The 11,393-nt window shown below is 74.9% G+C and carries 14 protein-coding genes and 1 pseudogene; 5 read left to right on the forward strand and 10 right to left on the reverse strand.

What is annotated here, in order from left to right; genetic code table 11:
• Positions 1-56: 56 nt before the first annotated feature.
• From ACZ7LK_RS18830 to ACZ7LK_RS18850, 5 genes and pseudogenes are all read right to left on the reverse strand, one after another.
• Positions 57-614, reverse strand: a complete 558-nt coding sequence (locus ACZ7LK_RS18830) for a hemerythrin domain-containing protein (protein ID WP_392274166.1) — start codon at positions 612-614, stop codon at positions 57-59.
• Between the two features lie 244 nt (positions 615-858).
• Positions 859-1,294: pseudogene (locus tag ACZ7LK_RS18835) on the reverse strand (hypothetical protein); the annotation flags it as partial.
• Positions 1,257-1,406, reverse strand: coding sequence for a hypothetical protein (locus ACZ7LK_RS18840; protein WP_471142254.1), 150 nt, complete (start codon positions 1,404-1,406; stop codon positions 1,257-1,259). The gene ACZ7LK_RS18840 and the pseudogene ACZ7LK_RS18835, both read right to left, overlap by 38 nt.
• A 72-nt stretch (positions 1,407-1,478) precedes the next feature.
• Complete coding sequence (locus ACZ7LK_RS18845) at positions 1,479-2,204, reverse strand: DUF6766 family protein (protein WP_471141973.1); 726 nt, start codon at positions 2,202-2,204, stop codon at positions 1,479-1,481.
• 87 nt (positions 2,205-2,291) lie between these two features.
• Positions 2,292-2,714 (reverse strand): hypothetical protein, encoded by a 423-nt coding sequence (locus ACZ7LK_RS18850; RefSeq protein WP_392274168.1) that lies wholly within the window; start codon positions 2,712-2,714, stop codon positions 2,292-2,294.
• A gap of 225 nt (positions 2,715-2,939) precedes the next feature.
• Between ACZ7LK_RS18850 and ACZ7LK_RS18855 the strand changes: the two genes are divergently transcribed.
• Positions 2,940-3,491, forward strand: a complete 552-nt coding sequence (locus tag ACZ7LK_RS18855; RefSeq protein ID WP_392274169.1) for a phosphatase PAP2 family protein — start codon at positions 2,940-2,942, stop codon at positions 3,489-3,491.
• A 127-nt stretch (positions 3,492-3,618) separates the two neighbouring features.
• Complete coding sequence (locus ACZ7LK_RS18860) at positions 3,619-3,879, forward strand: GlsB/YeaQ/YmgE family stress response membrane protein (protein ID WP_392274170.1); 261 nt, start codon at positions 3,619-3,621, stop codon at positions 3,877-3,879.
• Positions 3,880-3,958: 79 nt separating this feature from the next.
• On the opposite strand, the gene ACZ7LK_RS18865 is transcribed toward ACZ7LK_RS18860, so the two are convergent.
• From ACZ7LK_RS18865 to ACZ7LK_RS18880, 4 genes are all read right to left on the reverse strand, one after another.
• On the reverse strand, positions 3,959-4,156 hold the full coding sequence (locus ACZ7LK_RS18865) for a hypothetical protein (protein ID WP_469461416.1): 198 nt from the start codon (positions 4,154-4,156) through the stop codon (positions 3,959-3,961).
• A gap of 5 nt (positions 4,157-4,161) precedes the next feature.
• Positions 4,162-4,362, reverse strand: coding sequence for a hypothetical protein (locus tag ACZ7LK_RS18870; protein ID WP_392274172.1), 201 nt, complete (start codon positions 4,360-4,362; stop codon positions 4,162-4,164).
• Positions 4,363-4,494: 132 nt separating this feature from the next.
• The gene (locus ACZ7LK_RS18875; RefSeq protein WP_469461414.1) at positions 4,495-4,800 is read right to left on the reverse strand and encodes a hypothetical protein; all 306 of its coding nucleotides are present in this window, start codon (positions 4,798-4,800) and stop codon (positions 4,495-4,497) included.
• Positions 4,797-5,375, reverse strand: coding sequence for an RNA polymerase sigma factor (locus ACZ7LK_RS18880; RefSeq protein ID WP_392274174.1), 579 nt, complete (start codon positions 5,373-5,375; stop codon positions 4,797-4,799). Before ACZ7LK_RS18880 ends, ACZ7LK_RS18875 begins: the two co-directional genes overlap by 4 nt.
• A gap of 399 nt (positions 5,376-5,774) precedes the next feature.
• On the opposite strand from ACZ7LK_RS18880, the gene ACZ7LK_RS18885 reads away from it, so the two are divergent.
• From ACZ7LK_RS18885 to ACZ7LK_RS18895, 3 genes are all read left to right on the forward strand, one after another.
• Complete coding sequence (locus ACZ7LK_RS18885) at positions 5,775-6,578, forward strand: ABC transporter ATP-binding protein (protein ID WP_471141979.1); 804 nt, start codon at positions 5,775-5,777, stop codon at positions 6,576-6,578.
• A 96-nt stretch (positions 6,579-6,674) separates the two neighbouring features.
• On the forward strand, positions 6,675-7,667 hold the full coding sequence (locus tag ACZ7LK_RS18890) for an ABC transporter substrate-binding protein (RefSeq protein ID WP_392274176.1): 993 nt from the start codon (positions 6,675-6,677) through the stop codon (positions 7,665-7,667).
• Complete coding sequence (locus tag ACZ7LK_RS18895) at positions 7,667-9,739, forward strand: iron ABC transporter permease (RefSeq protein ID WP_392274177.1); 2,073 nt, start codon at positions 7,667-7,669, stop codon at positions 9,737-9,739. The genes ACZ7LK_RS18890 and ACZ7LK_RS18895 overlap by 1 nt, the downstream gene beginning before the upstream one ends.
• A gap of 132 nt (positions 9,740-9,871) precedes the next feature.
• On the opposite strand, the gene ACZ7LK_RS18900 is transcribed toward ACZ7LK_RS18895, so the two are convergent.
• On the reverse strand, positions 9,872-11,386 hold the full coding sequence (locus tag ACZ7LK_RS18900; RefSeq protein WP_469461410.1) for an MFS transporter: 1,515 nt from the start codon (positions 11,384-11,386) through the stop codon (positions 9,872-9,874).
• Positions 11,387-11,393: the final 7 nt, after the last annotated feature.

Consider the following 11,393-nt stretch of genomic DNA (forward strand, 5'->3'; position numbering starts at 1 on the left):
GACGGCCGGTGACGTGGGGGCCCGGCCCCGCGGGGGGCCGGGCCGTGGGGTGGGGGTCAGCGGCCGCGGCCGCTGAGCATGTCGCGGAGGCGGTCGACCATGCCGGCGCCCGGGGCGAGGAGCTTGTTCGCGGGGGGAGTGTCCGGGGCGGACGGGTGGGGGCGGGTGGGGGCGGTCTTCTTGGCCGCGCGGACCTTGTCGCCGAGCTGCGCCAGGGCGTCGGCGGAGCAGGACTCGGCCAGCAGCGGGAACAGCCGGTTCTCCTCGTCGGCGACGTGCTCGGTGACGGACGCCTTCAGCCGGGTGATCAGGCCGTCGAAGCGACCGTCGCCGGGCTCGCAGCCCTCGAGTTCCTTGAGCATGCGCTCGACCTCGGCGTGGTCGGCGATCTCCTTGTCGGCGATGTCGTCGCCCCCGTCGACGTACCGGCGCACCGTCGGGTAGAGGTACTCCTCCTCCGCGACCGAGTGGCGGATCAGCTCCATGGTGAGCTGGTCGGCCAGGTCGCGGCGCTGCTCGTCGCCGGGCGGGAGCGCTTCGATCCGTGCGAAGAGTTCGTCGACCTCGCGGTGGTCCGTGGTCAGTTCCTGAATGACGTTTCCGCCGTGTCCCATGGTGTGTCTGCTCCTTTTCGTTGGTGGACGGGTGCCCGCCGGCCGGGTCCGCACACCGGGGACGCGGGAGCGCCCGGGGGCCTCGGGGCGGGTGCGGCGGGCGGTGACACCGCTGTACGCCCTGCACCGGCCCGCGTCCTGGTCCGAACGTGCTCGGATATGTCCCCCGCCACTCGCCCCCGGGCTCGTACCGGCCCGGCACTTCACTCCGGTGGCCGACAGCCGGTGCCGGCCGCGCGGCGGCTCAGAGGCCAGTCAGGATCTGCGGGGCGAGGTTCTTGATCACGGAGTTGGTCCAGCGCATCTGGCGCAGGGTCTCCGGATGGCAGTCGGAGGCGAGGGCGAGGAGCCGGTCGTCCCGGCCCGCCTGGGCGGCCTGCGCCAGCATCTCCCAGTGCAGGCTGTTCTCCGTGGCGGCCAGGTGCAGTTCCCTGAGGTCGCGCAGGAGGAGCAGGCCGGGTTCGGGGCGGTGGCCGGCCGCTTCGGCCGCCTTCTCCCTCAGGGTGCCCAGCGGCCCGTGGGAGTCGCCGTCGGGGGGGTGCGCCGAGGTGCAGACCGTGGGCCCGGGCGGTGTCGGCCAGCCGCTGGACGTGGGTGCGGGACCAGCGGGCGAGATCGGTGGCCACGCGGTGGACCTCGTGGTCATGTCCGGGTCGACGCCCTCCTCCAGGTAATGTCCGGGTCGACGCCCTCCTCCAGGTACGTGTCCACGCGCACCGGCCACGGCGCGTGCCGGGCGTAGGGGGTGCGTCCGCCCCAGGGCTGCGCGATCCGGTCGACCGAAGCGTCCATGCGTGCCTCCGGGGGCGATGGGGACGGTGGCGGGGGTGGGGACGGTGGGCAGGGAGGCGGGGGCGCGGGGGCTCAGCCTTCGACGCCGGTGGCGCCGTGGGCCGCGCCGACCGGCTTCGACTCCGGGGAACCACGCTGCCGGAGGTAGATGGACAGGACGGCCATGGAGGCGACCGCCAGCATCTCGGACTGCCAGTTCTGGAGGGTGCGGCTCCAGAAGTCCGCCGAGGAGAGGTAGCCGGCCCAGGTGACGGGCGCCTCGAGCCCGCGCAACCGCTGCTCGTTGTAGGCCGCGACCCCGGTGATCGACTGGGACAGCCAGGACAGCAGGAAGATGGTGCCCATCACCAGGCCCAGCGAGCGGGAGAAGAGCACCCCGCGCCAGTCGGTGTACGCGGCCCAGCGGGGCGAGTCGCCCTTGGCGTGCTCCCCCACCTTCTGGTCCTCGTCGGACTCCGGGCCCTCCTTGCCGGGCTCCTTGGACTCCGGCGAACCGCGTTGCAGCAGCCACACGGTGCCGAAGATGTAGAGGAAGAACTGGAGGTACTCCGACTGCCAGTTCTCCGTGACGTCGACGGCGAAGTCCGACGTGGTCAGGTACGTGCCGAAGCCGATCGGGGGCATCCCGTCGGCGACGAGCTGGTTGTTGAACTCCGCGTGACCGGCGATGGCCTGACCGATCAGGGAGACGAGGAAGGCGCCCAGGAAGAACAGGCCCAGGCCGTTGTGCCGGAGGAAGCGCCGCGCGCGGTGCCCGGCGGGTGCGGCGGTGCTGCCCGTCCGCTTCGCGGCGCTCACCGGTGCATCAGTCCCAGCGTCGTGAAGTACGCCAGACCGCAGCCGATGATGAGCAGGGTCACGGTGAACAGGGTCTTCATGGTGTCCTCACCCGCCCTTGATCCCGCACGCGTACGGCCGCTGGGGCCGTGGCCGGCAGCCGGCGGCCGTCACCTTCCACCCGCCGGGGAAGCGGGCGAGGAACACGGTGTCCCGTTCCAGCACCACCCGCGCCTGGTCGCCGTACACGTCCACGTCCCGTACGGCCCCGGCGGCGGGCAGGTCGTGTTCCTCGACCGCCCGGGCGACCGCCGCGTCGCAGCCGCTCTTGGCGGACTGCTCCAGTTCCTCCCTGGTGGCGGGGGCGAGGGCGGCGCACAGCCGCTCCCGCTCGCCGGCGTCCAGCGCCCGCTCGAAACGGGTGACTTCCGCGGTGACGTCGTCGCGCCTCTCGGCGGGAGTGCCGCAGGCGCTCGCCGTGGCGAGAAGGGCCGGCACGGTGACCCAGGGGACGTACCACCGTCCTCGCATCCTGCCTCCCGATGGCCTGGGCAGGGCGACCACCCGGCGATCATGTGGACCTGCGGTTACCCGCCCATGGGACATCCACGCCCGGCGGCCCGCAACCGGGGGCAGGGGCGGCCGGGGCGGCGGGTGTGCGGGCGCCCGGGGCAGCGGATGTGCGGGGCCGGGGTGGCGGATGCGCGGGGCCGGGGTGGCGGGTGTGCGGGCGGCCGGGGTGGGAAACCGCTGATCATGGGTGGTGTGACTGATCTGAAGCGAGTGGACCGCGACCTCACCCGCCGGGCGGCGGCCTGGCGGACGCCCTTCGCCCGCCGGCTCCTGCCGGCGGCGCAGTCGGCGGCCGAACGCACCAAGCTGTGGTGGGCGGTGGCCGGGGTGATGGCCGTGGCCGGGGGCGGCCGGGGCCGGGCCGCCGCCGTCGCGGGACTCGCCGGCATGGGGCTGGCGGAGCTGCTGTCCAACGCGGTGTGCAAGCAGTTGTACGAGCGCCGCCGGCCGCCCGAGGAGCTGATCCCGCACGACGACGTGCACGACCGGCCGGACAGTTCGTCGTTCCCGTCCGGGCACACGGCGGCTGCCGTCGGCTTCGCGGTCGCCGCCGCGGGGCCCTGGCCCCGGGCGGGCGCGGCGTGTGTGCTCCCGGCGGGGTGCGTGGCGGTCGGACGGGTCCACTCGGGCGCCCACTACCCGAGCGACGTCGCCGTCGGGGCCGCCATCGGCGCGGCCGCCGCGTTGCTGGTCCGCCACTCGCCGCGGATCGTGCTGCGGCGGCTGGTCGGCTGAAGCAGCGGGCACGGACCGGGACACGGGCGCCGGGACGCGGGTGTACGGCACACGATGCTTATGGCCGGCCGGCGGGGGCATGCGGAGCGGTACCCGAAGGTCGGGGCAAAGAACGGAAGGAGTTGCCGTGTCGTTCCTCTGGGCCATCATCGCGGGACTCATCATCGGTCTGCTCGCGAAGCTCGTCCTGCCCGGACGCCAGCCCATCCCCCTGTGGCTCACCGTCGTCCTGGGCATCGTCGGCGCCGTGGCGGGCAACGCGCTGGCCACCGCCTTCGGCGTCCGTGACACCGGCGGCATCGACTGGATCCGTCATGTCTTCCAGATCGGCATCGCCGCCGTGCTCATCGCCTTCGTCACCCCCGTGTGGGCACGACGGCACGCGTGAGGGCCCGTCGCCCCGACGCTCGCACTTCCGAAGCCCCGCCCGGCCACCGGCCCGGCGGGGCTTCGGTGTGTGTACGGGTTCAGCGGCCGGTGTCGGAGCGGGGTCCGTGGCCCAGGTGGCGGCGCCCGGCGGGCTGCGGTGCGGGGGCGTCCCGGCCGGTGGCGGCGGCCAGTTCGGCCGCGAGCTCGGCGACGGTGCGGCCGCGGTCGGCCCTCGGGTCCGTCGTGGTGGCGTCGGGGCGGGGTCCGGTGCCCAGCGGGCGGCGCGTCGTACTCACGGGCGTCAGTCTGTCAGGGGGTGCGCGTCCAGGACGCCCCGGTCCCGCAGCTCGTCCAGATCGGGGAGGTTGAGGCGGTGGAGGGGGCCGTTGTCGAGGTCGGCCTGGGAGGCCACGATGCGGGGCCTGTGGGCGGCGGTCGCCCCGGTCTCCCGGGCCGTCGCGCCGGGCCCTCGTCCGAGGAGGCGGCGTCTGTCAGAGGTCACGAATGATCATCGTAAGGCGGTACGGGCGCGGGATCGAGTGACTTTCGCCTCGCCGGGACGGGCGTTCCCCAGGGTGGCGTGAGGACGGGCACGGTGGGGGCATGCCCGTCCCCGGGGCGGGCCGGCGGGCCGTCAGGGCACCGGTTCGTGGAGCCCTCGCCCGGTCCGGCCGGCGGGAGCGAGGGTGCACCGGCCGTCCTCGCAGGAGCGCTCCAGGCGTCCTCGCGTCACGGTCTGGACCAGGCCGATCGTCCAGCACATCGGGCAGCCGCGCAGCGCCAGCACGCCGGCCGGCAGCAGGAGCAGGCTCCATGGCCCGACGACCGGCAGCAGGGCGAACGCGCCGATCAGGGCGCCGAACCCGGCCGCGCCGCGGGCCAGGTGCCGGGGCAGCGACGTACTGGCGAAATCGGGGGTCCCTGTACTCGTCACCGTCATCGGTTCCTTCCGTGGTCCGGGCCGGACGGGTCCGGCAGTGCGTGCTGGAGGGCCGCGCGGGCCCGGTGCAGCCGTGACTTCATGGCGGCCGTGCTGAGGCCCAGGGCGTCGGCGACCGTCCGGCCGCTGTGGCCCTGGACGTCCCGCATGATCAGCACCCGGCGCTGGTCGTCCGGCAGCGCGGCGATGGCGGCCGCCACCCGGCCGGCTTCCAGGCGCTGGAGCACCTCCTCCTCGGCCGACCGCACGGTGGCGGCCTCCGGCAGGGCGTGGTCCAGCGGCTGCGCCTGGTCCCGCAGCACCGTTCGGGCGCGCCGCAGGCACTCGTTGCGGACGATGCGGAACATCCAGGACGCCAGGGCGCCGGACGCCCGCAGCATCCCGATCTTGCGGTACAGGATGATCAGCGCCTCCTGTGCCGCGTCCTCGGCGTCCTCCGGAGTGGCGCACAGGGAGCGGGCGAAGCGCCGCACGTTCGGGTGGGCGCCGGACACCAGCGCGGTGAGCGAGGCGACGTCACCGCGCTGGGCGGCGGCGACCAGCCGTTCGCCGGGCCAGCGCGTCGTCTCAGCCACGGGTCCGCCCCCGTCTGCGCAGTACGGCCAGTGTGCACGCGCAGAGCAGGACGGCTCCGACGGCGACGGCGATTGCGGTGATCACGGCGACCTCCCTTGTCCGGCCCGGCGCGGTCGCCGGGACACGTATAAGAGGCGCGGACCTCCCGAAAGGATTCTCCCCGTACCGTCCTCATGCCGTCCCCGCCCCGCCCACGGTGTGCGGGACGTGTGTCAGTACTCCTCAACAACCATGACGCACAAGGGTCTTGAGTGTGCGCGGAGGGGGCGTGGGGTAGTGAGGGAGATCTCGACATGGTCACAAGGGAGCCGATCGACGCCGGACATCTAAGGTGTGCCTTACCTAAGTTGTAGGGTGGCGCCGTCGGAACGGCGGTGGGGGAAGGGAAGTTGGTGTCCATGGGCGACGTCCGCCTGGTGGCGAAGGACCTCGACGTGGGGCACGGCGGTCGCCCGGTGCTGAAGCAGGTCGACCTGTCGTTACGGGCGGGGGCGATCACCGTGCTGGTCGGCCCCAACGGCTGCGGCAAGTCCACCCTGTTGCGTACGGTGGCGGGGCTGCTGCCGCCGCTCGCCGGGGAGGTCCGGGTCGACGGCGCCCCGCTCGCGTCGTTCGCCCGCCGCACGTTGTCGCAGCGGCTGGCGTTCCTCCCCCAGACCTCGCAGTCGCCGGCCGGGGTGACGGTCCGTGAGCTGGTACGGCACGGCAGGTACGCCCATCGCGGCGCGCTCGCCCCGCACACGGGCGAGGACACGGAGGCGATCGACTGGGCGCTCGACGTCACCGACGCCGCCCCCCTGGTCGAGCGGCGCCTCGACGAGCTGTCGGGCGGCGAGCGCCAGCGCGCCTGGCTGGCCATGGTGCTGGCGCAGCGGGCCGGGGTGCTGCTGCTGGACGAGCCCACCACGTACCTCGACATGCGCCACCAGTTCGAAGTCCTCGACGTGGTGCGGCGGCTGGCGCGGGAGCACGACATCGCCGTGGGCGTGGTGCTGCACGACCTGATGCAGGCCGCCGCCTACGCCGACGACGTCGTGGTGGTCGCCGACGGCGGCATCGCCGCCTCGGGAGCGGCCGACGACGTGCTCACCCCGGACGTCATCGAGCAAGCCTTCGGCCTGCGCGTCAGCGTCGTCCGTGATCCGGCCACCGGCTACCTCGCCTGTTTCCCCCGGCGGTCCCAGGCCCCCGCCGCGTCCTGAACCCGGCGGTCCCGGCCCCCGCCGCGTCCCGGACCCGGCGCCGCGCCGGCGGTCCGCCCGCGCTCCGCACCACCAGCACACAAGGAGAGATGCACCATGCAGAGAATGCTGCGCGCCCTCGCGACGGGCGGTACCGCCGTGGCCCTGGCCCTCGTCACCGGATGCGGCTCCGGCACCGTCGGGGAGACCACGGGCGACGGGAAGAGCGGCGGCGGGCCCGCGAAGGGGCGTATCACCGTCGACACCGCCCAGGGCAAGGTGAGCCTGGACAAGCCCGCGACCAAGGTCGTGGCGCTGGAGTGGACGTACACCGAGGAACTGGTCGCCCTCGGCGTCACCCCGGTCGGCAACGCCGACAACAAGGGGTACGGCACCTGGATCACCGCCAAGGGGGCCGGCCTGCCCGGCGGGGTGACCGACGTGGGCGACCGCAACGAGCCCAGCCTGGAGAAGATCCGGGCCCTCCAGCCGGACCTGATCGTGATCGACAACGACCGGTCGAAGGCCAACCTCAAGCAGCTCCGGGCCATCGCGCCGGTGCTGTCGTTCACGTACACCACCAAGCCGCAACTGGAGACGATGAAGAAGAACTTCGGCGAGCTGGCGAAGGCGGTCGGCAAGGGGGACAAGGCAGCGGAGGTCACCGGCCGGATCGACACCGCGGCCGCCGACCTGAAGGGCCGGCTGGACAAGGCGGGCAAGGGCGGCCTGAAGTACGCGCTCGCACAGGGCTTCACCGCCAACGGCACCGCGTCCATCCGGATGCTCACCGACGACGCCATCGCCCCGCAGGTGCTGGGCCTCGCCGGGCTGAAGAACGGCTGGAAGGGCCAGTCCGACGCGTGGGGCATGACGACGGTCGGCGTCGAGGGCCTGACCAAGGTCGAGAAGGACGCCACCTTCCTGTACGTCGCCGCCGACAACGACAACCCGTTCACCGGCGACCTGGCGGGCAACGCCGTGTGGAAGGGCCTGGACTTCGTCGCGAAGGACCGGGCGCTGCCGCTCGACCCGGGCACCTGGCTCTTCGGGGGGCCGCTGTCCGCGATCCACATCCTCGACGAGACCGGCAAGGCCCTGAAGGTCTGATGGCCCGGGAACTGACGACGGCCGCACCCACCGCCCGTCCGCTCGGCCACCGCCCACGAGCCGTGCTCGTGGGCGGTGGCCTGTCCCTCGCCCTGTGCCTGGTCGTCGTGGTCCACCTCGGGCTGGGCGCGTCGGGCGTGGGCACCGGCGACATCCTGGACCTGCTCCTCGGCCACGGCGACGCGCGCACCGAGGACGTCCTGCTCGGCAGCCGGCTGCCGCGCACGCTCACCGGGCTGGTCGTCGGCGTCGCGCTCGGCGTGTCCGGGGTCCTCGTCCAGGGCGCGACCCGCAACCCGCTGGCGGCGCCCGACACGCTGGGCGTCAACGCCGGGGCGTACTTCGCGGTGGTGCTCGTGGCCTTCGCCGGGATCGACCTGGGGCCGCTGCCGGCCGGCGGGGCGGCGTTCCTGGGCGGGCTCGTCGCGGTCGCCGTGGTGTACCTGCTCAGCCGCAGCGGTGTGATGACGCCCGGGCGGGTGCTGCTCGCCGGTGCGACCGTGGCGCTGGCGGGGACGTCGGCGGCCGAGTTCCTCCAGATGCTCGACGTGCAGGCGACCCGCGGGCTGTTCTTCTGGGGCAACGGCACCCTGATGCAGTCCGGCCTGGAGCGGCCGCTGGTGCTGGGCGCGGTCGTCGCCGCCGGCGCGCTGCTGGCCCCGCTGCTGGCCCGGCCGCTGGACCTGCTGGCGCTGGGGGACGAGACGGCCGAGGCCATGGGTGTACGGGTGGAGAAGGTGCGCCCGGCCGCCTTCCTGGTCGCCGTGCTGCTGTCGGCCGCGGCCGTGTCGCTGGCCGGGCCGATCGGCTTCGTGGGGCTCATCGGGCCGGTGATCGTCCGTCAGCTCGGCATCCGCGCGCACGCCGCGCTCATCCCGATGGCGGCGCTGCTGGCCTCCGCGCTGGTGCTGGGCGCCGACGCGGCCGCGCAGTTGATCGTCACGCCGTCCGCCACGCAGCCCGCCGAGATCCCGGTGGGTGTGGTGACGGCGCTGATCGGCGGCCCGGTGTTCATGGCGCTGGCCCGCCGGGTGAGCACCGGTGACGCCGACACGGGCGCCGCGGTGGTCGTGTCCGGCCGGCGGCGCGCCCCCGCCTACGTGGTGGCCCTGGGCGGCGGGCTGGTGGCGCTGGCCGTCGCGATGGCCGTCTCGCTGCGCGTGGGGGACGTCGAGATCACCTGGAGCCGGCTGGGGGCGGCGCTGTTCGGTTCGGCGGAGGGGATCACCGAGGCGGTGGTGGACTACCGGCTGCCCCGCGTCCTGGTGGCCGCGCTGGCCGGGGCGTGCCTCGCGGTGGCGGGGGCGGCGGTGCAGGCGGTGGTGCGCAACCCGCTGGCCGAGCCCGGGCTCGTCGGGGTGACCGGCGGGGCGTCGCTCGGCGCGATCGCGGTCATCCTGGTGGTGCCCTCGGCGCCGCTGGTGGCCCTGCCGGCGGCCGCGGGGACGGGCGGCGTGCTGATGCTGGCGCTGGTGGTGCTGGTCGCCCGGGGCGGCACCGGGGGCGTCCGGACCGGGCTGGACCCGACCCGGGTGGTGCTGGTGGGCCTCGGGGCCGCCGCCACCTCGATGGCGCTGGTCAACATCATGGTCGTGGGCGCGCAGATGAACGTCTCGTCGGCGCTCGGCTGGCTGGCGGGCAGCACTTACGCCCGGGACTACTCCGCGCTGGGCTGGCTGGCCCTGCCCGCGGTGGTGGCGGTGCTGCTGGTGGTCGCCGCGCGGCCGGTGAACCTGCTGTCGCTCGGCGACGAACTGCCGCGCGCCCTGGGGCTGGAGCTGGGCCGGGCCCGGCTGCTCGTGCTGGGCGCGGGCGCGGTGCTGGCGGCGGGTACGGCGGCGGCGGTGGGCGCGGTGGGCTTCGTGGGCCTGGTGGCGCCGCACCTGGCGCGGCGGATCGTGGGCAACGGCACGGCGCGGATGGTACCGATGGCCGCCGTGCTGGGGGCGGTGCTGGTGGTGTCCTCGGACGCGCTGGGGCGCTGGCTGCTGGCACCGACCGAGATCCCGGTGGGCATCGTCACGGCGCTGGTCGGCGCCCCGTACCTGGTGTGGCTGCTGCGGCGGCTGTGACGGGGTGGGCCGGCCGGTGGGGCGCCCCGGAAGGCCCGGGCCGCCAAGGCTCGGGTGGGGCGCCCCGGGAGGCCCCGGCGACCGGGGACCGGGTGGGGCGCCCCACGAGGCCCCGGCGACCGGTCGGGCGGCTCAGGAGGCCCGGGCGATCCGGGACCGGGGGCGCTCCGCGCGGCCGCCCGCGGCCTCCGTCCCGGCCCTGAGCGTCCGGGCGGCCAGCACGCCGACCAGGCACACCAGCGCCGAGGCCAGGCACACGGTGCTGAACGCACCCGCGAAGGCGGTGCGCGCGACGGGCAGGAGCGCGGGGTCGAGGAGCTCGAACCTTCCGGTCTCGACGGCCTCGCGCACCGGCCCGGTGGCTCCCGGCCCCGTACCGAGGCCGTCGCTCAGCCGGGCGGAGAACAGGGCGCCGAAGACGGCGACGCCGGTGGCGGTGCCGAGCGGGTAGCAGGCGTTGGTCAGCCCGCTGGCCATACCGGCCCGGTCGGCGGGCGCGGCACCCACCGCGATGCCCATCAGGGGCGGGAAGATGACGGCCCCTCCGGTGCCCAGGAGCACCAGCGCGGCCACCGTGAGGGCGCGGTCGCCGCCCGCCCCGGCGGCGGCGAGCCCAAGCAGCCCCAGGCCCTGTGCCGCGAAGCCGCCGGCGACCAGCAGGTCAGCGGGCAGGGCCCGTTGGAGGCGGGCGACGAACAGCCCGGCCACCAGCAGGCTGCCGGTCAGCGGGAGCAGGTGCAGTCCGACCTCCAGGGGCGAGTACGCGTGGGCGCTCTGGAGCCAGAGCGTGACGAAGGCGAGGACGCCGAGGCTGGAGAGCCGGGCGAGGAAGCCCAGCAGGGCGGCGCCGGAGAAGGCCCTGATCCGCAGCAGGGTCATGTCGAGCAGGCCGTCGCCCCGGCGCTGGCTGACCACCAGGGCGGCGGCGAGAACGACCCCGAGGGCGGCCGGGAGCAGCACCCGCGGTGCCGTCCAGCCGGCCTCGGGGCCGGTGACCAGTGGGTAGTGCAGCGCGAGGAGCGCCCCCACGCCGAGGGCGGCGCCCAGCGGGTCCAGCCGGCGCCGGGTGCCCGGCGGGGCCGTCGACTCGGGCATGCGGGTGAGCGCGCCCGCCACGACCAGGATGCCGATGGGCACGTTGACCAGGAAGATCCAGCGCCAGCCGAGCAGTTGGACGAAGAGTCCGCCGACGATGGGGCCGAGCGCGCCGGCGGCGGAGGCGATGGCGGCGAAGGCGGCAATCGCGGCCTGGCGGCGGGCCCCGGCGTACGCGGCGGCCAGCAGGGCGAGGGTGGGGGCGAACACCATGGCGCCGCCCAGCCCCTGGGCTGCGCGGGCGGCGATGAGGGTGCCGGCGCCGGGCGCCAGTCCGCAGGCGGCGGACGCGAGGGTGAACAGGGCCATGCCGGCGGTGAAGACGGTGCGGCGCCCCAGGCGGTCGGAGAGCGCGCCGGCGGTGAGGAGCAGGGCGCCGAAGGCCAGGGAGTAGGCCGACACGGTCCACTGCGCCTTGCCCAGGCCCGTTTCCAGGTCCTGGGCGATGCCGGACAGCGCGACGTTCACCACCGTGACGTCCAGGGTCATCATCACGCCACCGGCGCTGACGAGGGCGAAGGTCCAGCGCGGGGTCCGAGGCCGTGGTGGCACCGCTGAT

The sequence above is a fragment of the Streptomyces sp. NPDC039423 genome, assembly GCF_055598725.1.